General features: G+C 23.4%; 19 protein-coding genes and 1 pseudogene. 9 read left to right on the top strand and 11 right to left on the bottom strand.

Annotated features, from left to right (window positions below):
• Window positions 1-467: nucleotide exchange factor GrpE (grpE, locus tag D9V64_RS00935; RefSeq protein WP_158367263.1), on the top strand; the 467-nt coding region annotated here is incomplete at its 5' end.
• 81 nt (window positions 468-548) lie between these two features.
• Here the strand turns inward: grpE and ung are convergent.
• Window positions 549-1,215, bottom strand: a pseudogene (gene ung / locus D9V64_RS00930) (uracil-DNA glycosylase).
• An 81-nt stretch (window positions 1,216-1,296) separates the two neighbouring features.
• Here ung and D9V64_RS00925 point away from each other — a divergent pair.
• A complete protein-coding gene (locus D9V64_RS00925) occupies window positions 1,297-1,893 on the top strand; it encodes a peroxiredoxin (protein ID WP_158366418.1) in 597 nt (198 codons plus the stop codon).
• A gap of 97 nt (window positions 1,894-1,990) precedes the next feature.
• On the opposite strand, the gene D9V64_RS00920 is transcribed toward D9V64_RS00925, so the two are convergent.
• Entirely contained in the window at window positions 1,991-2,698 is a 708-nt protein-coding gene (locus D9V64_RS00920; RefSeq protein WP_158366416.1) for a DUF2076 domain-containing protein, read from the bottom strand.
• 256 nt (window positions 2,699-2,954) lie between these two features.
• Between D9V64_RS00920 and gyrA the strand changes: the two genes are divergently transcribed.
• The 4 genes from gyrA to yfaE all read left to right on the top strand — a co-directional run bounded on the left by gyrA (window position 2,955) and on the right by yfaE (window position 9,289).
• A complete protein-coding gene (gene gyrA, locus D9V64_RS00915; protein ID WP_158366414.1) occupies window positions 2,955-5,474 on the top strand; it encodes a DNA topoisomerase (ATP-hydrolyzing) subunit A in 2,520 nt (839 codons plus the stop codon).
• A gap of 89 nt (window positions 5,475-5,563) precedes the next feature.
• Entirely contained in the window at window positions 5,564-7,852 is a 2,289-nt protein-coding gene (gene nrdA / locus D9V64_RS00910; RefSeq protein WP_158366411.1) for a class 1a ribonucleoside-diphosphate reductase subunit alpha, read from the top strand.
• A gap of 44 nt (window positions 7,853-7,896) precedes the next feature.
• The gene (gene nrdB, locus D9V64_RS00905; RefSeq protein ID WP_158366409.1) at window positions 7,897-9,027 is read left to right on the top strand and encodes a class Ia ribonucleoside-diphosphate reductase subunit beta; all 1,131 of its coding nucleotides are present in this window, start codon (window positions 7,897-7,899) and stop codon (window positions 9,025-9,027) included.
• A 1-nt stretch (window position 9,028) separates the two neighbouring features.
• Window positions 9,029-9,289, top strand: coding sequence for a class I ribonucleotide reductase maintenance protein YfaE (yfaE, locus tag D9V64_RS00900; RefSeq protein ID WP_158366407.1), 261 nt, complete (start codon window positions 9,029-9,031; stop codon window positions 9,287-9,289).
• 10 nt (window positions 9,290-9,299) lie between these two features.
• On the opposite strand, the gene pta is transcribed toward yfaE, so the two are convergent.
• Together pta and D9V64_RS00890 are read right to left on the bottom strand one after the other, a co-directional pair.
• Entirely contained in the window at window positions 9,300-11,423 is a 2,124-nt protein-coding gene (pta, locus tag D9V64_RS00895; RefSeq protein WP_158366405.1) for a phosphate acetyltransferase, read from the bottom strand.
• A 40-nt stretch (window positions 11,424-11,463) separates the two neighbouring features.
• Window positions 11,464-12,672, bottom strand: a complete 1,209-nt coding sequence (locus D9V64_RS00890; RefSeq protein ID WP_158366403.1) for an acetate kinase — start codon at window positions 12,670-12,672, stop codon at window positions 11,464-11,466.
• A 153-nt stretch (window positions 12,673-12,825) separates the two neighbouring features.
• Between D9V64_RS00890 and nadE the strand changes: the two genes are divergently transcribed.
• Window positions 12,826-13,632: an ammonia-dependent NAD(+) synthetase gene (gene nadE, locus D9V64_RS00885; protein WP_158366401.1), complete on the top strand. Its 807-nt coding sequence runs from the start codon at window positions 12,826-12,828 to the stop codon at window positions 13,630-13,632.
• 9 nt (window positions 13,633-13,641) lie between these two features.
• On the opposite strand, the gene sirB1 is transcribed toward nadE, so the two are convergent.
• The 3 genes from sirB1 to prfA all read right to left on the bottom strand — a co-directional run bounded on the left by sirB1 (window position 13,642) and on the right by prfA (window position 16,486).
• The gene (gene sirB1, locus D9V64_RS00880) at window positions 13,642-14,451 is read right to left on the bottom strand and encodes an invasion regulator SirB1 (RefSeq protein WP_158366399.1); all 810 of its coding nucleotides are present in this window, start codon (window positions 14,449-14,451) and stop codon (window positions 13,642-13,644) included.
• A 125-nt stretch (window positions 14,452-14,576) separates the two neighbouring features.
• On the bottom strand, window positions 14,577-15,404 hold the full coding sequence (gene prmC / locus D9V64_RS00875; protein ID WP_158366397.1) for a peptide chain release factor N(5)-glutamine methyltransferase: 828 nt from the start codon (window positions 15,402-15,404) through the stop codon (window positions 14,577-14,579).
• On the bottom strand, window positions 15,401-16,486 hold the full coding sequence (gene prfA, locus D9V64_RS00870; RefSeq protein WP_158366396.1) for a peptide chain release factor 1: 1,086 nt from the start codon (window positions 16,484-16,486) through the stop codon (window positions 15,401-15,403). Before prfA ends, prmC begins: the two co-directional genes overlap by 4 nt.
• 191 nt (window positions 16,487-16,677) lie before the next feature.
• On the opposite strand from prfA, the gene ispE reads away from it, so the two are divergent.
• Together ispE and D9V64_RS00860 are read left to right on the top strand one after the other, a co-directional pair.
• Entirely contained in the window at window positions 16,678-17,556 is an 879-nt protein-coding gene (gene ispE, locus D9V64_RS00865) for a 4-(cytidine 5'-diphospho)-2-C-methyl-D-erythritol kinase (protein ID WP_158366393.1), read from the top strand.
• A gap of 41 nt (window positions 17,557-17,597) precedes the next feature.
• The gene (locus tag D9V64_RS00860) at window positions 17,598-18,545 is read left to right on the top strand and encodes a ribose-phosphate pyrophosphokinase (protein WP_158366391.1); all 948 of its coding nucleotides are present in this window, start codon (window positions 17,598-17,600) and stop codon (window positions 18,543-18,545) included.
• Between the two features lie 542 nt (window positions 18,546-19,087).
• Here D9V64_RS00860 and folC read toward each other — a convergent pair.
• From folC to D9V64_RS00835, 4 genes are all read right to left on the bottom strand, one after another.
• Window positions 19,088-20,209, bottom strand: coding sequence for a bifunctional tetrahydrofolate synthase/dihydrofolate synthase (gene folC / locus D9V64_RS00850; protein WP_261979784.1), 1,122 nt, complete (start codon window positions 20,207-20,209; stop codon window positions 19,088-19,090).
• Between the two features lie 189 nt (window positions 20,210-20,398).
• On the bottom strand, window positions 20,399-21,121 hold the full coding sequence (locus D9V64_RS00845; RefSeq protein WP_187308567.1) for a TerC family protein: 723 nt from the start codon (window positions 21,119-21,121) through the stop codon (window positions 20,399-20,401).
• A gap of 323 nt (window positions 21,122-21,444) precedes the next feature.
• Window positions 21,445-22,899 (bottom strand): NADH-quinone oxidoreductase subunit N, encoded by a 1,455-nt coding sequence (locus tag D9V64_RS00840; protein WP_158366385.1) that lies wholly within the window; start codon window positions 22,897-22,899, stop codon window positions 21,445-21,447.
• 6 nt (window positions 22,900-22,905) lie between these two features.
• Entirely contained in the window at window positions 22,906-24,435 is a 1,530-nt protein-coding gene (locus D9V64_RS00835) for a NuoM family protein (RefSeq protein ID WP_158366383.1), read from the bottom strand.
• Window positions 24,436-24,476: the final 41 nt, after the last annotated feature.

Below are 24,476 nucleotides of genomic sequence, written 5' to 3'. Positions count from 1 at the left end.
TAAACGAATTAAACGAATTAAAAGAGAAAATATCAAATAATGAAAAAAAAATATATGATATACAATTAAGACATTTAGCACATATAGAAAATATAAAAAAAAATGCTGAAATAGAAATTAAAAATATAAAAATTATAAAAAAAGAGCAATTTTTTAAAAAAATTATACCAATTATAGAAGTATTAGAAAATACTTTAACTCTTTCTAAAAAATTAGATTTAAATAAAGAACCTTTAATTCAAGGAATAGAATTAACATTAAAGTCTTTATTAAAAATAATATATGAATTTGGAGTAAAAAAAGAAGGCAAAAAAAATGAAGTTTTTAATCCAAACATTCATAATATTATATTAACCGAAAATTCAACAGAAATACAACCTAATCATATTATTTCAGTAAAACGAAATGGTTTTAGTTTTAATAACATTATACTTAGAAAAGCACTTGTAATAGTTTGTAAAATTTAAAAATTTTTTATATTTTTGTAAAAAATAAAATTAATAAAAATAGAAAAAACTTAAAAATTTTTTCTATTTTTATACATTAATTTAAATATTAAACCAATCAATTTCTTTTTTTTTACATTTAATTAATATTTCATTAGTTTTAGAAAAATGTTTACATCCAAAAAAACCTCGATATGCTGATAATGGAGATGGATGCATAGCTTTCAAAATATAATGCTTGCTAGTATCAATTAAATGAGCTTTTTTTTGAGCATTATATCCCCAAAGTAAAAAAATAATAGATTTCTTATGTTTGCTGATATAGTAAATTACTTTATCAGTAAATATCTCCCACCCTATATTATTATGAGATTTTGGTTTTCCTAACTCAACAGTTAAAATAGTATTTAATAAAAAAACACCCTGTTTTGACCAATTTTCAAGACAACCATGAGAAAATATATGTTTCTTTTTAAAATCATTATTTAATTCTTTATATATATTTTTTAAAGAAGGTGGTATATTTTCATTTCTGGGTACTGAAAATGCTAATCCATGCGCTTGATTTTCTGAAAAATAAGGATCTTGTCCAACGATTACCACTTTTATTTGATCAAAAGATGTTAATAAAAAAGCATTAAACATATCTTTTGAAGAAGGATATATTGTTTTGGTAAAACGTTTTTTTTTAATATAGTTAATAATATTAATAAAATATTTTTTTTTTTTCTTGAGATAAAATATCTTTCCAAGTTAAACTATTATTCATACCAACTCTCTTTTAAATAAATAAAATGTTTTTAAAATAAGTAAAACTATAATTTTATTTTTAAAATAAAAGGAAAAAAACATGGTTTTAGTTGCAAAAAAAGCGCCAAATTTTATAGCTCAAGCACTTTTAAGTAATGGTGAAATTATTAATGATTTTGATTTAAAAAAATATTCTAATGGTCAATCAATTGTATTGTTTTTTTGGCCAATGGATTTTACTTTTGTTTGTCCTTCTGAAATTATGGAATTTAATAAAACTTATGAAGAATTTCAAAAAAGAAATATTAAAATTGTAGGTGTATCAATTGATAGTGTATTTGTACATCAAGCATGGCAAAATACTCTTCCCAAAGATGGAGGAATTGGAAAAATTAAATTTCCTATGATATCTGATTTAAAACATGATATTCAAAAATCTTATGGTATTGAACATCCAGAACTAAATATAGCATTAAGAGCTTCGTTTATCATTGATAAAAACTGGATAATACGTCATCAAGTTGTTAATGATCTTCCATTTGGACGTAATATTAATGAAATATTACGTATTATCGATGCTATAGAATTTCATAATAAATACGGAGAAGTATGCCCTGCAAATTGGGAACCAGGAAAAGATGGAATAACTACTTCTTTAAAAGGAATTTCTTCATATTTAAACAAACATTTTTCTTAAATATATTTTATTTTTAAAGTCAGCAAAAATGCTGGCTTTATTTAACGTCAAAAAAATTTTAAAAATATAAAAAATATTTTATTTTTATTTAAAAATGTTAAATAAAATTATCATCATTAATATCGCTCATATCATTTGTTTCATCAATTTCATTAATATTATTTTCAAAATTAGATTCATCTTCCGAATTATAAAAATCATTTTGATTGTCATAATTAACTAAATGATGTTCATCATTTGCATGAAATTCATGATTTTCTATATTAGATATAGAGGGTTCGTTAATTGTATCGAATACTTCTTCTTCAGGTTTACTATGATTAAAAACATTCATTAACATATTACCTAAAATCATCCCACCTGCTACTCCAGTCGCAGTTTGTAAAGCATTTTTAAGAAAACCACTATTACTACCGCTACTATTGTTAATGGTTTGAGAAGATGCTGGTGAGGTTTCATAAGAAGCTGGAATACTTTGATTTTTTTTCCAAATATTATTAGATGTATCTGGATGATTTGATTCTTTTTTAAAAAAACTAGATAAAAAACTTGGTTTTTTATTTGTTTTATTTACATTTAAATTTGATATTTTATTTTTTAACTCTTCTACTTTTAAACTTAGTTTTTTTATTGCTGTTTCTTGAATTAATATTGTTTGAGTCATGTAATAAGAAGAATACGGTTGTTTTTTAACTAGATCTTGAATTAAACTATTTGCGTCATCATCTCGTTCAGAAGAATTCAATTCAGTATTCTTTAAACGATGAAATAAATTTTCTATTAATTTTTTTTCTTCATCTTTCATAAAAGATCTCATATTTAATTAAAGTTAAAAAATGTTATTTTTAATATTGTTAAATATTAATAAAATAATTTTAACGATCTATTATTTTAATACTTTCATTTAAAATAAACAATATAAAAAATGTTTTTAATTATCAATTGACACTCATAAAAATTTTAAGTATAGAATTTATTTCTTTCAATTCATGTAATGTATCAATTATGTTATAATTTTACTTAATTTAATTTTATTAATTTGAAAAGAGACAAAAGTTATTATGAAAGAACTTGCACGAGAAATCATACAAGTTAATATCGAAGAAGAATTAAAAAGTTCTTATTTAGACTATGCTATGTCTGTTATAGTCGGAAGAGCTTTGCCTGATGTAAGAGACGGATTAAAACCAGTTCATCGAAGAATACTTTTTGCTATGTATATATTAAATAACGATTGGAATAAATCATACAAAAAATCTGCTAGAATAGTCGGTGATGTTATCGGTAAATATCATCCACATGGCGATTCTGCTGTGTATGATTCAATAGTTCGTATGGCTCAAAGTTTTTCATTGCGATATATGTTAATAGATGGTCAAGGAAATTTTGGATCAGTCGATGGTGATGCAGCTGCAGCAATGCGATATACAGAAATTCGAATGTCTAAAATTGCACATGAATTATTAAGTGATCTTGAGAAAAATACTGTTGAGTTTGTTCCAAATTATGATGGAACTGAATATATCCCTGAAATATTGCCGTCTAGAATACCAAATCTTTTAATTAATGGATCATCTGGAATAGCTGTAGGTATGGCTACAAATATTCCACCACATAATTTATATGAAGTAATTAATGGATGTTTAGCATATATAGAAAATAAAAATATTACATTAAAAGAATTAATTAAATATATACCTGGACCAGATTTTCCAACAGCAGGTGTAATTAATGGAAAAACAGGAATTGAAGAGGCATATCGTACTGGAAAAGGTAAAATTTATATTCGTGCACGTAATAAAATTGAAAAAAATAAAAAAAACAATAAAGAAACAATTATTTTTTATGAAATCCCATATCAAGTAAATAAATCACGTTTAATAGAAAAAATAGCAGAACTTGTAAAAGATAAAAAAATTGAAGGAATTGCAGCTTTACGTGATGAATCTGATAAAGATGGCATGAGAATTGTAATTGAAACAAAAAAAGAAGCTTTATCAGAAATAATTTTGAATCAATTATACTCTCTTACTCAGCTACAAGTTTCTTTTGGAATAAATATGGTTGCATTATGTCATGGTCAACCAAAAATTTTATCTTTAAAAGAAATAATCAAACAATTTATATCACATAGAAAAGAAATAGTAACACGCCGAAGTATTTTTGAATTAAAAAAAGCACTTAAACGTATTCATATTCTTGAAGGATTAAGTGTTGCTTTAATAAATATTAATATCATAATTAATTTAATAAAAAATTCTAAAAATTCAACAGAAGCAAAAAAACTGATTATAGAAAAAAAATGGATAAATAAACTTGAAGATTATGATATTCCCGAAATTATAGAAATTAAAAAAATCAATAAAAGAAATAAATATTATTACTTTAGTGAAAAACAAGTACAGGCAATATTAGATTTAAAATTACAACGATTAACTAATTTAGAACAAGATAAAATTATTTTAGAATATAAAAATTTGATTCAAAAAATTATTGAGTTAAAAGAAATATTAAAAAACTCACAACGTATGCTTACAGTTATTAAGAATGAATTGTTATCGATACAACATAATTTCAATGATAAAAGAAAAACAGAAATAACTGAACATCATACTGATATTAGTATTGAAGATTTAATTAATCAAGAAGATGTTGTTGTAACATTGTCACATTCAGGATATGTTAAATATCAACCAATTTCTGATTATAATGCACAAAAAAGAGGAGGTAAAGGAAAATCAGCAGCTAAAATTAAAGAAGAAGATTTTATACAAAATTTAGTAATTGCAAATACACATGATACTATTTTATGTTTTTCTAGCCGAGGTATTTTATATTGGATGAAAGTATATCAATTACCAGAATCCAGCAGACATGCAAAGGGTAGACCTATAGTAAATCTATTACCATTAAATAATAAAGAAAGAATTACAGCTATTTTACCTGTTCATGAATATAAAGATAATCTTAATATTTTTATGGCCACTGCGCAGGGTATAGTAAAAAAAAGTTCTTTAAAAAAATTTCAAAAACCTAGATCTGCAGGAATTATAGCTATTAATTTAAAAGATAATGACGAGTTAATTGGTGTTGCATTAACTAACGGTCAGAATAATATTATGTTATTTACACAAAACGGGAAAGTAGTTCAATTTTCAGAAAGAAGTGTTAGAGCTATGGGTAGAACAGCATCCGGTGTGAAAGGTATTAAAATAGTAAAAAATGATAAAGTCGTTTCATTAATCATTCCTAACACAAAAGAAACTATTTTAATAGCGACTAATAATGGATATGGTAAACGTACAAAAATTTCTGATTTCCCAATTAAATCACGTGCAACTCAGGGAGTTATTTCAATAAAAATAACGAAAAAAAATGGAAAAATAATTGGTGCTATAAAAGTAATAGAAAAAGATCAAATTATGATGATTACTAATGCAGGGACATTAGTTAGAATTAGAGTCTCAGAAATAGGGGTATTAAAAAGAAATACACAAGGTGTAATTTTAATACGAACATCAAAAAATGAAAAAGTTGTTGCTTTACAACGAATTGTTGAACCTATTATAGAAACTATGTAATAAAAATATATTAATAATTAATATTATTAAGAAATTAACGTCTTTTTTAAAATTTAAAAAATTATATTTTTAAAATAGGTTAAGTAAATATGAAAAATAGTCTATTTGTGACTAAACGTAATGGAAAAAAAGAAAAGATAAACTTAGATAAAATTCATAAAGTTTTAAATTGGGCCGCTCAAGGATTAGAAGATGTATCTGTTTCTCAAGTAGAATTACGATCACGTATTCAATTCTATAACAACATAACTACTATTAATATACATGAAACAATTATTAAAGCAGCAGCCGATTTAATATCTCAAGAAACACCTGATTATCAATATATGGCTGCTAGACTTGCTATTTTTCATCTTAGAAAAAAAGCTTATGGTCAATTTGAACCACCAGTTCTATATAAGCATGTAGAAAAGTTAGTAAATTTAGGGAAATATGATAAAAATTTATTACAAGATTATTCTTTTGAAGAATATGTAATAATGAATTCTTTTATTGATCATTGCCGTGATATGAATTTCTCTTATGCAGCTGTAAAACAATTAGAAGGAAAATATTTATTACAAAATCGTATTACTGGAAAAATTTATGAAAGCGCACAATTTCTATATATCTTAATATCAGCATGCCTATTTTCTAAATATCCTAAGAATATTAGGATGAACTATATTCAACGTTTTTATAACGCAATTTCTACATTTAAAATTTCGTTGCCTACTCCAATTATGTCTGGTGTAAGAACACCAACTCGTCAATTTAGTTCTTGTGTTTTAATTGAGTGTGCAGATAACTTAAATTCTATTAATGCAACAACAAGCTGTATTGTTAAATATGTTTCACAAAGAGCAGGTATTGGAATTAATGCTGGTCAAATTAGAGCTTTAGGTAGTCCAATTAGAAACGGAGAAGCATTTCATACCGGCTGTATTCCTTTTTACAAACATTTTCAAAGTGCTGTAAAATCTTGTTCACAAGGCGGAGTAAGAGGAGGTGCAGCAACAGTATTTTATCCAATATGGCATCTTGAAATTGAAAATTTATTAGTTTTAAAAAATAATAGAGGTATTGAAGAAAATAGAGTACGTCATTTAGATTATGCTGTTCAAATTAATAAATTAATGTATCAAAGAATGTTAATGGGTAAAAAAATTACATTATTTAGTCCTTCTGATGTACCAGAATTATATGACGTTTTTTTTTCTGATCAAAAAAAGTTTAATGAAATATATACTCAATACGAAAAAAATAAAAAAATAAGAAAAAAAACTATTAAAGCAATTGATTTATTTTCTTTAATTATGCAAGAAAGAACTTCTACTGGTCGTATTTATATACAAAATATAGATCATTGTAATTCACATAGTGCTTTTAATCCTAAATTAGCACCAATAAAACAATCTAATTTATGTTTAGAAATTACTTTACCTACAAAACCATTAAATGATATTTATGATCAAAATGGAGAAATAGCACTTTGTACATTATCAGCTCTAAATTTAGGATCAATTAAAAATTTACAAGAACTTGAAGAATTATCTATATTATCTGTACGAGCATTAGATGAAATACTAGAATATCAAAATTATCCGATAGTATCAGCAAAAAATTCTTCTATTTCAAGACGTTCTTTAGGTATTGGTGTAATTAACTTTGCATATTACTTAGCTAAAAATAAAGTTCGTTACTCAGATGGCAGCGCAAAAAATTTAACACATAGAACTTTTGAGGCAATACAATACTATTTATTACAAGCTTCTTGTGAACTAGCGAAAGAAAAAGGAGCATGTATATTATTTAATGAAACAAATTATTACTTGGGCAAGTTACCAATTGATACATATAAAAAAGAAATAGATATAATCTGTAATGAACCATTACATTTAAATTGGAATTTACTACGTGAAAAAATTAAAAAACATGGTTTACGAAATTCCACTTTATCTGCTCTTATGCCATCAGAAACATCTTCTCAAATATCTAATGCTACTAACGGCATCGAACCACCGCGGGGGTTTATTAGCGTCAAAGCTTCAAAAGATGGAATGCTTAAACAAGTAGTTCCAGAATATAAAAAATTAAAAACACAATATGAATTACTTTGGAATATACCAAATAATACTGGATACTTAGAGTTAGTAGCTATTATGCAGAAATTTATTGATCAATCTATTTCAGTAAATACTAATTATGATCCAAAACGTTTTATAAATGAAAAAATACCAATGAAACAACTATTATATGATTTACTTATAGCATATAAATTAGGTATAAAAACTTTATATTATCAAAATACAAGAGATGGTGCAGAAGAAAATTATAATTTTAACCAATTAGAAACAAATAAAGAAGATAATTGTACAAGCGGTTCTTGTATTATATAATAATTAATAAACTATACAAAAATTTATTTTTTAGGTATAAAAAAGTGTCTTATACAACATTCTCAAAAAAAAAGAATAATCAGCTTATAGAACCTATGTTTTTTGGACAATGTGTAAATATAGCTCGATATGATCAACAAAAATATAACATTTTTGAAAAATTAATTGAAAAACAACTTTCATTTTTTTGGAGGCCTGAAGAAATAGATTTATCGCAAGATCGAATAGATTTTCAAAATCTTCCATCACATGAAAAACATATTTTTATCAGTAATTTAAAATATCAAACACTACTTGATTCAATTCAAGGAAGAAGCCCAAATATCGCTTTTTTACCAATTATATCTATTCCTGAATTAGAAACATGGGTTGAAACATGGTCATTTTCAGAAACAATCCATTCTCGTTCTTATACACATATAATTAGAAATATAATTAATAATCCATCAATTATTTTTGATGATATTATAAGTAATAAAAATATCAACGATAGAGCAAAAGATATTTCTACTTACTATGATCAGTTAATAAAAATGACTAGTTATTGGCATTTACTAGGAGAAGGTAATCACATTATTAACGGAAAGAAAGTTAACATTAATTTAAATTTATTAAAGAAAAAATTATATCTTTGTTTAATTAGCGTTAATGTGTTAGAAGCTATTAGGTTTTACGTAAGTTTTGCATGTTCATTTGCATTTGCAGAAAGAGAAATCATGGAAGGAAATGCAAAAATTATTAGATTAATTGCAAGAGATGAAGCATTACATTTAACAGGAACTCAACACATTTTATATCTTCTAAGTAATAAAGAAAATAATGAAAATATGAACAATATTACAGAAGAATGTAAAGAAACAGCAACTCAAATATTTATATCAGCTGCAGAGCAAGAAAAAAAATGGGCAAAATATTTGTTTCAAGATGGTTCTATGCTAGGACTCAATCAAGATATATTATGTCAATATATAGAATATATTACTAATATACGTATGAATGCAATAGGTTTAAACATGTACTTTGAAAAAAAATCAAATCCTATTCCATGGATTGATTCTTGGTTAAACTCTGATTATATACAAAATGCCCCTCAAGAAACTGAAATTAGCTCTTATTTAGTAGGTCAAATTGATTCCAAAGTATCTAACCAAGAATTTAAAAAATTTAAACTATAAAATGAATTATTATATAATTGAAATAATAAATCAAAAAAAAATTATTTATACAAAAAATAGTTTACTATTATCTATTTTAAAAAAAAATAATATATATATAGGATATCAATGTAAATCTGGATATTGTGGAACATGTCGTATACAAATAATAAAAGGTAATGTAATTTATCCATTTAAACAGCCAATAGCTGCTTTATTTAAAATAAATGAAATTTTTCCATGCTGTTGTCAACCTAATGGTAATATTACAATTAAAATATAACTAAAATAAATTATGATTGAATTGAAGTTATAGCAATAGTATAAACAATGTCTTCAATTGATGCACCTCTTGATAAATCATTTACTGGTTTTCTTAATCCTTGTAACATAGGACCAATACAAATTAGTCCTAAAGAACGTTGTATTGCTTTATAAGTTATATTTCCAGAGTTTAAATCTGGGAAAATAAAAATATTTGCAGATCCTGCAATTACTGAATTCGGGGTTTTTAATTTAGAAACTTTTTTTGAAATTGCGGCATCATATTGAATAGGACCTTCAATCATTAAATTAGGTTTTTTTGACTTTACAATAGCAGTTGCGTTTCTTACTTTTTCTACTTGTAATCCATTTCCAGAATATCCACTAGAATAAGACAACATTGCTATACGTGGTTCTATACCAAAAATTTTAGCTGAATTAGCAGATTGAATTGCAATTTCTGCTAATTCTTCAGCATTTGGATCTACATTGATTGCACAATCACCATAAATAAATACTTCTTGAGGAAATAACATAAAAAATATCGAAGAAACTAAAGAATAAATAGTATTAGTTTTAATAATTTGTAATGCTGGACGTATAGTATTTGCTGTAGTATTTATTGCCCCAGAAACCAATCCATCCACTTCATTAGACTCTAATATTAATGTTGCTAAAATAGTGTTATCTTGTAATTGATTTATTGCAGAAAGCTCAGTTATACCTTTATGTTTACGCAATTCTAATAACCTTGAAATATATCTATCTCGTATTAAATCAGGTTCTATTATTTCAATGTTTTTACTTAAATAAATTCCATTATCACGAGCTATATTATAAATTTTTTTTGAATCGCCTAACAATATACATTCAGCAATACCTAAATAATTAGAAATTGAAGCTGCTTTTAATATACGAGGTTCATATGATTCAGGAAGTATGATTTTTTTAATATTTTTTTTAGATAACATTTTGAGATGATAACAAAATTCTTTAGGTGAATATCTTTTATTAGATATTGTATTTTTAACAAAATTTAAATTAATATCTCCAAAATAACTAGAAACATATTTTAATAATTTAATAATGTATATTTTATCATAAAAATTAATATTAAAATTAAATTTTTGCAATTTAGATAATATCATTATTGTATTTTTATTAGTAAAAAAAACAGGGATATTCATATTTTTTAAATATTTAATTAAAAATAAAATATTTTTTTTAAATTGATAAGCTTTTGTTATAAGAATACCAATATTTTTCTTTAATTTTAATCGAATAAAAAAATCATTAATAAATGTTTTTATACGACTCGAACAAATGATAAATAAAGAATTATTATAATTGTTTCTTATAATATTTTTATAATTTTCATCAAAAATTATTATCCTTTTAATAATAAAATTATTAACATTTATTTTTCTAATAATACTTGCATTTAAAAAATTAAAAATTTCTATTACAGATGGTATTAATAAACATTGATTCCAAGGAATACATGCTAATGTAGAAAAAAATCGATTCTTTAAAAGAGTATGTTCTTTAATGTTTAAAATACTTTTATTTTTTTTTAAATGAGATAAAATATTTATTTTATCTAAAAAATTATATTCTTTGTGTATAAAGGGAGAACCTACGTTACTAAAAATTATACCTAAAATGTTTTTATATTTATTATATTTTAAAAGTGTTTTTATTTTATTTTCTTTTTGATCAATATATTCTACAGAATATTTTTTTAAATTATCTATAAATATTACTTCAGCGTTTATATTTTGTGAAATGTCATAATTTATTTTATCAGCATCAATATGTTGTTTTTTATTTATACCTGTAATTAAAATTAATTCATTAACATTATTTTTATTATAACACTGTTCAATAACTTCATTAACAAGTATATGATATTCAGTAGAATTAAAATATTGATTTGAAAAATCTATATTTTTTAAGATAATTACACTATTTGAAAAATATTTACTAATAATTATCTTACTCTTATCTATTGAATTATTTACAAGAGAAAAATAAAAAAGTGATGTGAAAAAATCGTTTTTTTTCCTTTTGTTAATAAAATCAATTATGCTTAAAGTAATCGTTGTTAAACTCACATTTTCGTTTAAAGGTACTAACATTATAATACGTGACATAATATTCTTATTATTTTAAATGTAAAAATTCATAAATTAATTATATTAAACTAACTATTTTCATTGTTTCTTTTGCTATTAGCAACTCTTCATTGGTTGGAATAACTAAAACTGGAAAAGAATCATTTATACTAATAAACCCAGTTTTTCCACTCTTAATTAAACAGTTTTGTTCTATATCAATTTTAAATCCCATTAGATATAATTTTGATAAAGTAATTTGTCTAATTAATGAAACGTTTTCACCAATACCACCAGTAAATACTAATGCATCTAACTTTTTATCCATTAAACACATATAAGAAGCAATATATTTAGATAATCGATAACAAAATATATCTACAGACAATTTTACTTTTTTATTAGATAGATAATTTTTTTCAAGGTAACGAAAATCACTACTCAATCCACTTAATCCTAACAGACCAGATTCTTTTGTTAATATTTCATGAATTTTATCAACATCTATTCCTAATTGTTTATTCATAAAAAAAACAACTGAAGGATCTATATCACCACTTCTCGTACCCATAACTAAACCTTCTAACGGTGTTAAACCCATAGAAGTATCTACACAAATTCCATTTTTAATTGCAGAAATAGAAGATCCATTTCCTAAATGACATGTAATAATATTTAATAAATCAAAATCTTTTTTTAAAATAGTAGCGGCTTCATGTGCTACATAATTATGACTAATACCATGAGCACCATAACGTCTAATATGATGTTTTTTATAGAAATAATAAGGAATTGCATATAAAAATGCAGTTTTAGGCATTTTTTGATAAAAAGCAGTATCAAATACTGCTACATTTTTTTTTGATAATTTAGGAAATTTTTGAATAGCTATTTCAATTCCTATTAAATTTGCAGGATTATGCATTGGAGCAAATGGGATAGCTTGTTTAATAAAACTAATAACCATACTATCTATTAGAATCGATTTGTTTATTTTTTTACCACCATGAACAACTCTATGTCCTATTCCAATAATGTTATTATATATATCTTGTTGTTTTAATAAAACTTCGTTAAAAATAAAATCTAAAGCATCTTTATGAGATATATAAGAACCTATATATTTTTTATATTTTATTTTTAAATATTCCCATGTAATATATGTTTTCTTTAAAAATAAACATTCTACTAAACCAGATAGATGTTTCTTTTTAGTTGTAGGGTCTAATATAGAAAATTTTATAGAAGAGCTTCCACAATTTAATACAAAAATTAAATGATTCAATATTATTTACCAATGTCTGATTAAAAACTAAAAAGAATTGTTTTTAATATATATTTAAAAAATTATTATATTAATATATAATAATAAATCTTAATAAAAAATATAACATAAAAAATAAATATTTTTATAACATCTATATTTAGAATTAAATATAATATGATATTACAAAAGAAAATTATTAAATTACTTAATGTAAAACCAAAAATCAACCCAAGAATAGAAATTACAAATCGAATTATACACTTAAAAGAATACTTACTTCAAAATATTCATTTACAATCTTTAATTGTTGCTATTAGTGGAGGTCAGGATTCTACATTAACAGGAAAGTTATGTCAAATAACAATCGAACAATTACGTAAAGAACAAAAAAATAAATCATATAAATTTATTGCATTAAGATTGCCATATGGTATTCAAAAAGATGAAGAAGATTGTAAAACAGCAATTAAATTTATTAATCCAGATGAAATTATTACAATAAACATTAAAAATTCTGTTTTAAGCAGTGAGTTATCATTAAATATAGCTGGAATTAAAATTTCAGACCACGTTAAAGGAAATGAAAAAGCAAGGGAAAGAATGAAAATACAATATAGTGTTGCTGCAATGAAAAATGGAATAGTTGTAGGAACTAGCAATGCAGCAGAGATTATGACAGGTTTTTTCACTAAACATGGGGATCATGGAATAGATATTAATCTTATATCTCAATTAAATAAACGACAAGGTCGATTAATATTAAAAGAACTAAAATGTCCAAAAAATTTATATTTAAAAACACCAACAGCTGATCTTGAGGACAATAATCCGCAAAAACCAGATGAACTTGTTTTGGGTGTTAAATATAGCACCATTGATTCTTATTTAGAGGGTAAACAAATAAATATATTAGATAAAAAAATAATTGAAAAACTCTATTTAAACACACAACATAAAAGATATCCAATTAATATTGGATAATATTTTTATTTAATGTAATATCATTTTTTTTTGTTCAATAGAGTGAATTTGTACTTTAATGATTTCACTGATAGGATCTTCTGGACAGTTTTCAATAAAGTAAAGTAAATCTGTTAAAGCGACATGATTGCAATCTAAGTGAGCGTAAATCAGACCTCTATCACGAATTTCATATGGATCATTAGGATCAATTTGTAAAAGAACATTACTAACATTTAGTGCCAACTCCATATTTTTTTCTTCCATTAATGCTGATTTTAAAGTATTTAACATTTTTCGAACAACAGTAATAGATTCAGCTTGGTATAAATCATTTTCATATAATTCAGCTGTTGGACTGATATTTCCTTTTAACCAAACTTCTAATGTATGTTGATCTAATATGTCACCATTAAACGGATTAATTAACCACTTTTTTTTATCTGGCCAATCTGCTCTTAATATTAATTGAGTCGGAAATGCCACAGGATCTAACGGTAATTTTAATTCTTTTGCAATATGTAATAAAAGAATGCCTAAAGAAACTGCAGTACCTTGCTTGGTTTTTAAAACGTTGTCAATCCATAATACATCTGAAAGCTTATAAATACCGCTAGCTCCACCAAAATTCCAATTTTTATAAAATAAATTTAATAACTTTTTTAATTTTTGATTTGGTTCAATTTCAGTTGAAATATAAAATTTTGCTTCTTTAATTTTATTACACATCTCTAAGACTACAAAATCTATAGGAAAATCTTCTCGAATAAATTGAGAAATAGATATAATAGAATCAAAAAGTGATAATTTAGATAAATTATTTTTTGAAAAAGATTTCATGTTATTGTATTAATATTTTAGATGATAAATAAATTTAAAATTTATTTTTATGATTTTGAAATATTTTAAACTATTTTTTTGTAATTTAAAATTTTTATATTTTTAAAATAAAATTAAACACATTATTATTTTTTTTGACCAATAGTGACACGATCATTACCTCCATAATCTTTATAAGATTTTATATTAAAAAAATTATATTTTTTAAATAAAAATTGAACTTTACATTTTTGTTTCCATCCATGTTCAATGATAAGCCATCCTTCATTAAATAAATATTTTTTTGATTTTTTTATAATTAACTCGATATCTTGTAGTCCATTTTTTTTTGATAATAATGCTTGAATCGGTTCAAAAATAAAATTTTTTTTTAATATTTTCATTTCTTTTAAACTAACATATGGAGGATTACTTACAATGATATGAAATTTTTTATTTATTTTTGAAAACCAGTCGCTGTAAAAAAAAACAATATTATTTAAACTCAATTCCAACGCATTTATTTTAGCTATTTTAATAGCTTTATTTGAATTGTCAACAGCAGTAATATGAAAATCTGAACAAATACTTGCAAGTGCTAATGCAATGGTACCGCAACCAGTTCCTAAATCAAGAATATATCTATGATTTTTTTCAATTTTAGTTAATACTGTTTCAACTAAAATTTCTGTATCAGGTCTAGGAATTAATGTATCTGGGGATACACGTAATGATAAAGACCAAAATTCTTTTTTTCCTAATATATACGCCATAGGTTCTCCTATAGATCTTCGATCAACAAAATTTTTTAATTGCATTTGATTTAATTCACTTAATTCTGTTTGATCAAAAGCTACAATCCAAGAACGTGAACGTTTTAAAACATGACCTAATAATATTTCAGCTTCGTGTTTAGGATATTGAAGATGAGAGAATATTTTAATTGTGTGTTTTAACCATTGGTGTATTTTCATCTTCTTAACTTAGATAAAGAAGAAAGCATATCTGCTTGATATTCTTGAATAATTGGTTTTATAAGAAAATCTAATTTTCCTTCTAATACTTCGTCTAATTTATATATAGTTAAATTAATTCTATGATCTGTAATTCTATTTTGAGGAAAGTTATATGTTCTATTTCTATCGGATCTTTCGCCACTACCTAATAAAGTACGTCTCATAGAAGAATTTTCTTTTTTATTTTGTGCTAATTTTTGAGTATATAAACGAGCAGATAAAATAGATAAAGCTTTAGCTTTATTTTTATGTTGTGATCTTTCATCTTGACATTCTACTACATTACCAGTAGGTAAATGAGTAATTCTAATTGCTGAATCAGTTGTATTTACATGCTGTCCACCAGCACCAGAGGACCGAAAAGTGTCAATTTTCAAATCAGACAAATTAATTTCTTCCTTTTCTGTTTTAGGACGAACAGGCATTACAGCAATAGTACAAGTAGAAGTATGAATTCTGCCTTGCGATTCAGTTTCTGGAACTCTTTGAACACGATGTCCTCCCGATTCAAACTTTAAACGACCAGCAGCACCTTTTCCTGTAATTTTAAGTATTATTTCTTTAAATCCTCCTTTTTCATTTTCACTAGAACTCATAATTTCTGTTTTCCACATATAACTTTCAGCATATCTTATATACATTCTAAATAATTGACCTGCAAAAATAGACGATTCATCTCCACCTGTACCAGCCCTAATTTCAATAAAACAATCATGTTGATCATTAGGATCTTCAGGTAATAATAATATTTTAATTTTTTTTTCTAATTTTTTTTTTTCTTGTTTAAGTATATAATATTCTTCTTTTGCTAAATCATACATTTCTTGATCATCAAATAACATTCTAATGTTTTTTATATCATAATCTTTTTTTTCCCATTCCACAAAATATTTAACAACTTCAGAAAGTTTTAAATATTCTTTAGATAAAGTTTTTAATTTATCTTGATTTGATATAATATCTTTTTGAGTAAGCAATAATTCAATTTCTTGATAACGATATTTTAAAGATTTTAATTTGTTAATAATAGAAGAATTCATATAATATTATCCTTTTAAAATACAAAAAATAAATAAAATAATATTACTGCAAAAATCAATAAAAATAAAAATATAATAAATAAATAAAAAATTAAATTCTTCTGATCCAAATGATTATATCATTTTTAATGATTTTTAGTATAATTTTCATAAATATTAACATAAAAAGAATTTTTTAAAAATAAACATAAATGATACATACATGGCCTTCTCCTGCAAAAATTAATTTATTTTTATACGTTACAGGTATTCGTTCAGACGGATATCATAGTATACAAAGCTTATTTCAATTTCTTAATTATGGTGATACATTAAAAATTATTCCAAATAAAACAGGAAATATTGAACTATTTTCTGAAAAAAAACTATTTTTAAATAGAGAAAATACTATTATTAATGCAGCTCAATTGTTAAAATCAAAAGCATTATATTATAAAAAAACTAATTGCACTAATCTTGGAGCGAAAATATTTTTAAATAAAAAAATACCTATAGGAAGCGGATTAGGAGGTGGATCATCTAATGCTGCAACAGTACTAATTGTATTAAATCAATTATGGAAAATAAAATTTACATTAACAGAATTAGCTGAGTTTAGTCTTAAAATAGGATCGGATATTCCAGCATTTGTTATGGGTAAAACATCTGTTATTGAAGGAATAGGAGAAATAATACATCCTATTAAAAGAAAAGAAAAATGGTATTTAGTTATTTATCCTAAAATTCATATTTTAACAAAAAATATATTTTCAAGTTTTCTTTTAAAAAATAAAACTCAAAAAAAACCAATACAATTACTATTATCATCTCCATTTAGTAATGATTTTGAGAATATAGTAACCAAAAAATTTAGGAAAATAAAAAAATTAATTTCTATATTATCTCTTTATGCGCCAACTCGAATAACTGGAACAGGATCCTGTGTTTTTGCAGAATTTAATGATAAAATAACCGCTGAAAAAATATTTTCTTTACTCCCTAAAAACATAGAAGGATTTATTGCTAAAAGTGTTGATATATCTCCATTACATCATATTTTTTATGAAAAAAAAACACATATTTTCAATTAAAAATTCAATATTTAAATAAAAAATAAAAAACAAGGTTGTTTATGCCAGATATGAAATTATTTGCTGGAAATTCTATTCCAAAACTAGCAAAGTTTATTGCTCATCGACTTTATATAAACTTAGGGAATGCATCTGTTGGTCGATTTAGCGATGGTGAAATTAGCGTTCAAATTAATGAAAACGTTAGAGGAAGTGATGTTTTTATAATCCAATCAACTTGCTCTCCAACAAATGATAATATTATGGAACTTGTTGTAATGGTAGATGCTTTAAGAAGAGCTTCAGCTGGTAGAATTACTGCAGTAATTCCATATTTTGGATATTCACGTCAAGATCGACGTGTACGATCTGCACGTGTTCCAATTACAGCTAAAGTTGTAGCTGATTTTTTATCTAGTATTGGAGTAGATCGTGTATTAACAGTAGATTTACATGCTGAGCAAATTCAAGGTTTTTTTGATGTACCTGTAGATAATGTATTTGGTAGTTTAATTCTTTTAGAAGATATGTTACAAAGAGAACTAAAAAATCCTATAGTTGTATCACCTGATATTGGTGGTGTAATAAGAGCAAGAGCAATTGCCAAACTCCTCTATGATACTGACATGGCAATTATAGACAAAAGACGACCGCGTCCTAATATTTCTCAAGTTATGAACATTATTGGTGATGTTGCAAATCGAGATTGTATTTTAGTTGATGATATGATTGATACTGGAGGAACACTTTGTAAAGCTGCAGAAGCTCTCAAAGAAAGAGGAGCAAAAAGAGTCTTTGCATATGCTACACATCCTATTTTTTCAGGAAAAGCATCAGAAAATTTAAAACACTCTGTTATTGATGAAGTTGTTGTTTGTGATACTATACCTTTACAAGAAAAAATTAAATCTTTACCAAATGTACGCACTCTTACTTTAGCTGGTATGTTAGCTGAAGCCATAAGACGTATCAGTAATGAAGAATCAATTTCTGCAATGTTTGAACATTAATAAATTAATTCTAAGCACACTATATCTATTAAAATAATGTGCTTAGTACTTTAAAAAATTTGAAATAAAAACTAAAATTTATGATTTAAAGTGATTGAAACAAATAAATTAATTAAATAAGATTTATTTAATAAACTTAAATAAATAGTTTTACTACATTTACTAATTGAAAGAAGTAAAAAATATACTAATATTATTCCGCGAAATAAACCAAATAAACCTCCAAAAATAACATTTACATATAATAATTTAAATTTTTTAATTATTTTTTTTAAAATACAATTAACTGCCATTCTTATAATAAAAAAAAAATAATAATAATTGAAATGACCAGATAACTATTTTTTTTTAAAAAAGTATTCGAATAAAAAGAACTAAAATATGTATAATTAATAAAAAAGTAAATAAAAAAAAACCAAAATAAAGTAGATGTTAATTCTTTTAAAAAACCTTTTAAAACCCCCAAAAAAACAGAATATAAAATAATAGTAAGAATAATAAAATCTATTAAAATCATATTTTTTCCAAAAAATAATATTATTCTATTTTTTATTTTTTATAGAAATAAATTCTGAAACAGTAACAAAAGAACCAAAAACTAATACCATATCTTTCCTAGTTATTATTTTTTTTAAACTATTCCAAGCATTATAAATACTACTAAAAAAAAATGTATTCTCAACGGGTAAAATATTTTTCAATTGCTTAACACTAGCACTTCTATCTATTGGTAAAGTAGAAGTATACCAAGCATGTACTTGATTTTTTAATGGATAAATAATTGATAAAATATCTTTATCTTTAAATGCACCAAATATTGCATATATATTTCCTTCTATGCCTATTTGATTAATTTTCTTCGAAAGATATGAAGCAGCATGAGCATTATGAGCTACATCAAGAATAATATAAGGTGCATAAGAAATAACTTGAAATCTACCTTGTAATTTTACTTCAGATATAGAATCTATTAATATTTCTTTATTAATTTTAAGATTTGAATAAAATAACGCTGATAAAGCAATCGCAGTATTTGCTAGGGGTATCTGAGGTATTGGTAAATTATATAATTCTATTTTTGAATGAATTAAATTCCAAGTATTGTTATATTCTTCCCAATACCAATCTTGATTAATTATTTTTAATTTTGTTTGAGTTTTTTTGGCTATTTCATATAGAGAATATGGAATATTTTTTTCACCAATAATAGAAATTTTGTTTTTTTTAAAAATTCCTGCTTTTTCACTTGCTATGCTAAATCTATTCGCACCTAAAATTGCAGTATGATCAATTCCTATATTAGTAATAACAGATATATTTGATTCTATAATGTTAGTAGCATCTAATCTTCCACCCAAACCTACTTCTAATATAATAACATCTAGTGAATATTGTTTAAATAATAATAATGCTGCAAGTGTAACAAATTCAAAATAACTTAGTGAATAATTTAATTTTACTGAATCTATTTTAAGAAATGCATTAACATATTCTATTTCCGGAAGATATGCACCATTAATTCTAACCCTTTCTACAAAATGAAAAAGATGTGGAGATGTATACAAACCAACTTGATAACCTGAATTTAATAATACATTTTCTAACATAGCACATGTTGTTCCTTTACCATTTGTGCCACCTATAGTAAAAAAAAAAGAATTCAAATTTAATAAATTTAACTTTTTTGCAATATATTTAACATCTATTAAATTTCTTTTTTTTTTTTTAATTTTTCTAAATATTCAATCCACATAGAAAAAGAAAAATTTTTTTTATACATATTTCCAACTTATTTAAAAAATATTACTTATATAAATTTTTAAAAATATTAAATATAAGTAAATAATACAATATCATTCTTTTTTATAAAAAATCATATTTATTGTGAATGCGATAATTAAAATTATTAATATAATACTAAATGTTAAAAAAGTTGAAATAATTATAAATTTTTCAAATAATATTTTACATCCTATAAACATTAAAATAAACGATAAGGCATACTCAAAAATAGGAAATTTTTTTATTATTGGTACTATAAATAAGTACATAGACCTTAAGCCTAAAACTGCAAAAATATTAGATGTTAAAATAATAAATAAATTATTAGTAATAGTAAAAATAGCAGGAATACTATCTGCTGAAAAAATAATATCACTAAATTCTATAAGAACTAAAGATAGGAATAAAGGAGTAAAAAATATTTTGTTATTTATTTTTAAGAAAAACTTTTCACAGTAAACATTTTCACTTATTCTAAATATTTTGTAAAAATAATAAAAGATTACATTTATTTTTTCATTTTCATTTTGTTTTTTACTTCTTAAAAAAAATGTTTTAAAACTAATAAAAACAAACAAGCCTCCAAAAAAATATAATATCCAATGCCAGCGAGAAAATAAAAAAAAACCAAAAAAAGAAAATATAAAACGTAGTAAAAAAGCTCCTAATGAGCCATATAATAAAACTTTTTTTTGATAAATAATTGGTATATTAAGCGATTTAAATATTAAAAACCAAACAAAAATATTATCTACTGAAAGTATAATTTCTAATAAATAACTAGTTAAAAACAAAATAATGTTTTTATTAGCTATATTGATTCCATTAATATGGTATAAAACACTCCAAAATATACAAATAAATAATAAAAAAGAAAAAAAATAAATAAAAATCCAATGATATAAATAAAAAAAATGTTTAATTTTATTTATAAAACCATACTTTTTAAAAAAAAAATTAATTAAAATTAAAAAAAATACTCCAAAAAAAATAATGGAGCTAAAAAAAAATTAGTCATTAAATAACTCTTTATTTAATTGTCAATTGATTTTAAGAAAAACTATTAATAAATAGTCAAATTTTTATAATAAAACAATATATAATTATTAATCATATATTATTCAGTTAATTTTATTAAATATATTAACGGATTTGGATATAATCCTAATATTAACAAAATTATTCCAGAAAATAATATTAAAATTTTAGATAAATTGCTAATACAAATATTAGATATAATTTGACTATTCAATAATTTATCTGATGATTTCAAATATAAATTAATAATTAATCTAAAATAACCATAAATACCTAATATAGTTCCAAATATAAAAATAAAACCAATTAACCATAAATGATGTTTTATTATAATAGATAAAATATAAAACTTTCCAATAAAACCTAAGGTCATAGGAATTCCAGCCAGAGAAAGTAAAACAATTGTAAAAATACTACTAAGAAGAGGTTGCGACCAAAACAAACCTTTATATGAACTTATTGTATCTATATCATTAGATGAATTTGAAAAAAAATGAATAACACCAAAATATGCAATATTAATAAATAAATAGTTAAACAAATAAATGAATGTTGTTTCTAAAGAAAAAACATAACTATTTTTTAAAACAAGCAATATTATTAATAAATAACCTAAATGTGATATTGATGAATATCCAAAGAATCTTTTAATATTAGATTGGAAAATAGCCATCAAATTTCCAAATAATATAGAAAAAATGCTTACTAATGATATTATAAAATATAATATTTCATTGTTAATAATGGATTTATATGAAAATATATTTAATAAAACACTAAAAAGTGCGACTTTTCCTGAAACAGAAAAAAATGATAAAATCGAAGAAGGCGTTCCTTGATATATATCAGATGTCCATAAGTGAAATGGAACTAATGATAATTTAAATAAAAAAGAAACTAATACCATTAGTATTCCAAATAATAAAACCAGTTTTTCATTACTAGATGCAAATAATAAAACATGGTTTATATATGAAATACTAAGATTACCAGAAATTGCATAAATCCAAGCAATACCAAGTAATAAAAATGCAGAAGATATAGAAGATAAAATAAGATATTTAAAAGATGCTTCTAAAGAATATTTTACATAATTTGAATAACCAATTAAACCAAAAATCGGTAATGACATTAATTCAATACTAATAAACATTGATGACATGTGACTAGAAATAGTCAAACAAATTGAACCTAATGTTGATAGAAGAAGAAGTAAGTAAAATTCTTCTTTATTAAAAGGATAATTTAAGAGCCACCTATATGAAAAAATACAAGTAGCAATACTAGAAATTAAAATAATACTAATGTACAAAATAGAATATTTAGTAATATGAAATAAACTAGTAACATCAATAGGAACATTTGAAAATAAAAAACATAATGAAAATAATGTTATAATTAAACCAAATATACTAAGTAGAAAAATTATAAAATGATTTCGCTTATAAGCAATATATAACATAACTATTACTACACTTGCTATTAAAATCAATAAGGGAAATAAAGCGGTTAATTCTTTTAGATTTATTATCATTATGTATCATAACCTTATCTTTAAAATAGAATTAATAAACTCTTTTTGAAAATAATATATAGAAGATATAGTATCTTGTGAAATATTTAATATTTTTTGAGGCATTAAACCTAAAAAAATTAATGATAAAACTAATATTATTAGTATCAAAATTTCTTTAATATTAGGAAATAATGTTGAACAATTTTTTTTAACAGGACCATAATAAATTCTTTGAATCATATATAACGAATAAATTGAAGAAAAAAGAATACTTATAACTGCAAAAATTGAAACAATGGAATATGTTTTAAATATTCCAAACAAAATTAAAAATTCACCAATAAAATTACCTGTTCCTGGAAGACCTAAATTTGCTAAAGCAAAAAATAAAGAAAAAGCAGGAATCCAATAAATATTAGACCAAAAACCCCCCATTTCAAGAATATTGTGTGTTTTAAAATATTTATAAATTTGTCCAGATATAATACATAAGGCAGCAGTAGATATGCTATTAGATAGTATTTGTATAACCACTCCTTGAAAAGCAATTTCACTATTACTATAAATAGCAACTAATATTAAACCCATATGAGAAATTGAGGCATATGCAATTAAACGTTTAATATTTGTTTGAGAAAATGCAAGTAATGCTCCGTAAAAAATACTAAATAAACCTAATACCATTGCAATTGGAGCAAATTTTTGTATTGTATTTGGAAAAATTGTCATACTATAACGTAACATCGCGTAAGGAGCTATTTTTAATAAAGCACCAATTATGTCTACTGTACCACAATATGAAGATTCACAATGAAAATTTAATAACCACCCATGAAATGGAACAATAGGCATTTTAATAATAAATGCAACAAATAAACCAAACATAACAAGATATTGTATATATAAATTAACTGAACTAAATATCAATAAATTATAATTAAATGTTAAAATATGCGTCTTTTGATAATAGCTAAAAACTAATAACAAAATTGACATTAACATTATTAAGCCAGATATTTGTGCATATATAAAAAATTTATTAGCAGCATGTATAGAATTTTTTTTATCTTTTTTATTGTTCCCCCATAGTGATATTAAAAAATACATAGGAACTAATATAATTTCCCAAAAAAAGAAAAATAAAAATAAGTCACAAGCAATAAAAATACCGATAACTCCAGTTAAAACTAACATAACATTAAAATAAAAAAATCCTTGATTTTTTTTAATTTCATTCCATGAACATAAAATAGCAATTATACCTAAAAAAAAAGTTAAAAATAACATGATAATTGAAAAACTATCAACTGCTAAATGAAACTCAATTCCAAATCTAGGTATCCAAGGTAGTATCAATTCATAATTCCAATGAGGATAATGATCTAATTGATATATTTTAAAATCTACACATATCCATATTTTAATAAAAACTAAAAATGTTAATATTAAACTTATTAAAGCAATATAACGACTAATATATTTATTAAATTTAAAAGAAAAAAAAGAAATAAAACCACTAAAAAATGGAATGATAATCAATAAAGAAAGCAACATCAGATATATATTCCTATGATTTATATAAACTATTTCATTAA

Source organism: Buchnera aphidicola (Aphis nerii) (genome assembly GCF_005083105.1).
GTDB lineage: Bacteria > Pseudomonadota > Gammaproteobacteria > Enterobacterales > Enterobacteriaceae > Buchnera > Buchnera aphidicola_AS.
Note: the sequence above shows the minus strand (reverse complement) of the source record. Positions and strands in the feature narration are given on the sequence as shown.

Coding starts and splice junctions, on each gene's coding strand:
- D9V64_RS00925 (WP_158366418.1), top strand. CDS start 1,297: ATGGTTTTAGTTGCAAAAAAAGCGCCAAATTTTATAGCTCAAGCACTT.
- D9V64_RS00920 (WP_158366416.1), bottom strand. CDS start 2,698: ATGAAAGATGAAGAAAAAAAATTAATAGAAAATTTATTTCATCGTTTA.
- gyrA (WP_158366414.1), top strand. CDS start 2,955: ATGAAAGAACTTGCACGAGAAATCATACAAGTTAATATCGAAGAAGAA.
- nrdA (WP_158366411.1), top strand. CDS start 5,564: ATGAAAAATAGTCTATTTGTGACTAAACGTAATGGAAAAAAAGAAAAG.
- yfaE (WP_158366407.1), top strand. CDS start 9,029: ATGAATTATTATATAATTGAAATAATAAATCAAAAAAAAATTATTTAT.
- pta (WP_158366405.1), bottom strand. CDS start 11,423: ATGTCACGTATTATAATGTTAGTACCTTTAAACGAAAATGTGAGTTTA.
- nadE (WP_158366401.1), top strand. CDS start 12,826: ATGATATTACAAAAGAAAATTATTAAATTACTTAATGTAAAACCAAAA.
- sirB1 (WP_158366399.1), bottom strand. CDS start 14,451: ATGAAATCTTTTTCAAAAAATAATTTATCTAAATTATCACTTTTTGAT.
- prmC (WP_158366397.1), bottom strand. CDS start 15,404: ATGAAAATACACCAATGGTTAAAACACACAATTAAAATATTCTCTCAT.
- prfA (WP_158366396.1), bottom strand. CDS start 16,486: ATGAATTCTTCTATTATTAACAAATTAAAATCTTTAAAATATCGTTAT.
- ispE (WP_158366393.1), top strand. CDS start 16,678: ATGATACATACATGGCCTTCTCCTGCAAAAATTAATTTATTTTTATAC.
- D9V64_RS00860 (WP_158366391.1), top strand. CDS start 17,598: ATGCCAGATATGAAATTATTTGCTGGAAATTCTATTCCAAAACTAGCA.
- D9V64_RS00840 (WP_158366385.1), bottom strand. CDS start 22,899: ATGATAATAAATCTAAAAGAATTAACCGCTTTATTTCCCTTATTGATT.
- D9V64_RS00835 (WP_158366383.1), bottom strand. CDS start 24,435: ATGTTGCTTTCTTTATTGATTATCATTCCATTTTTTAGTGGTTTTATT.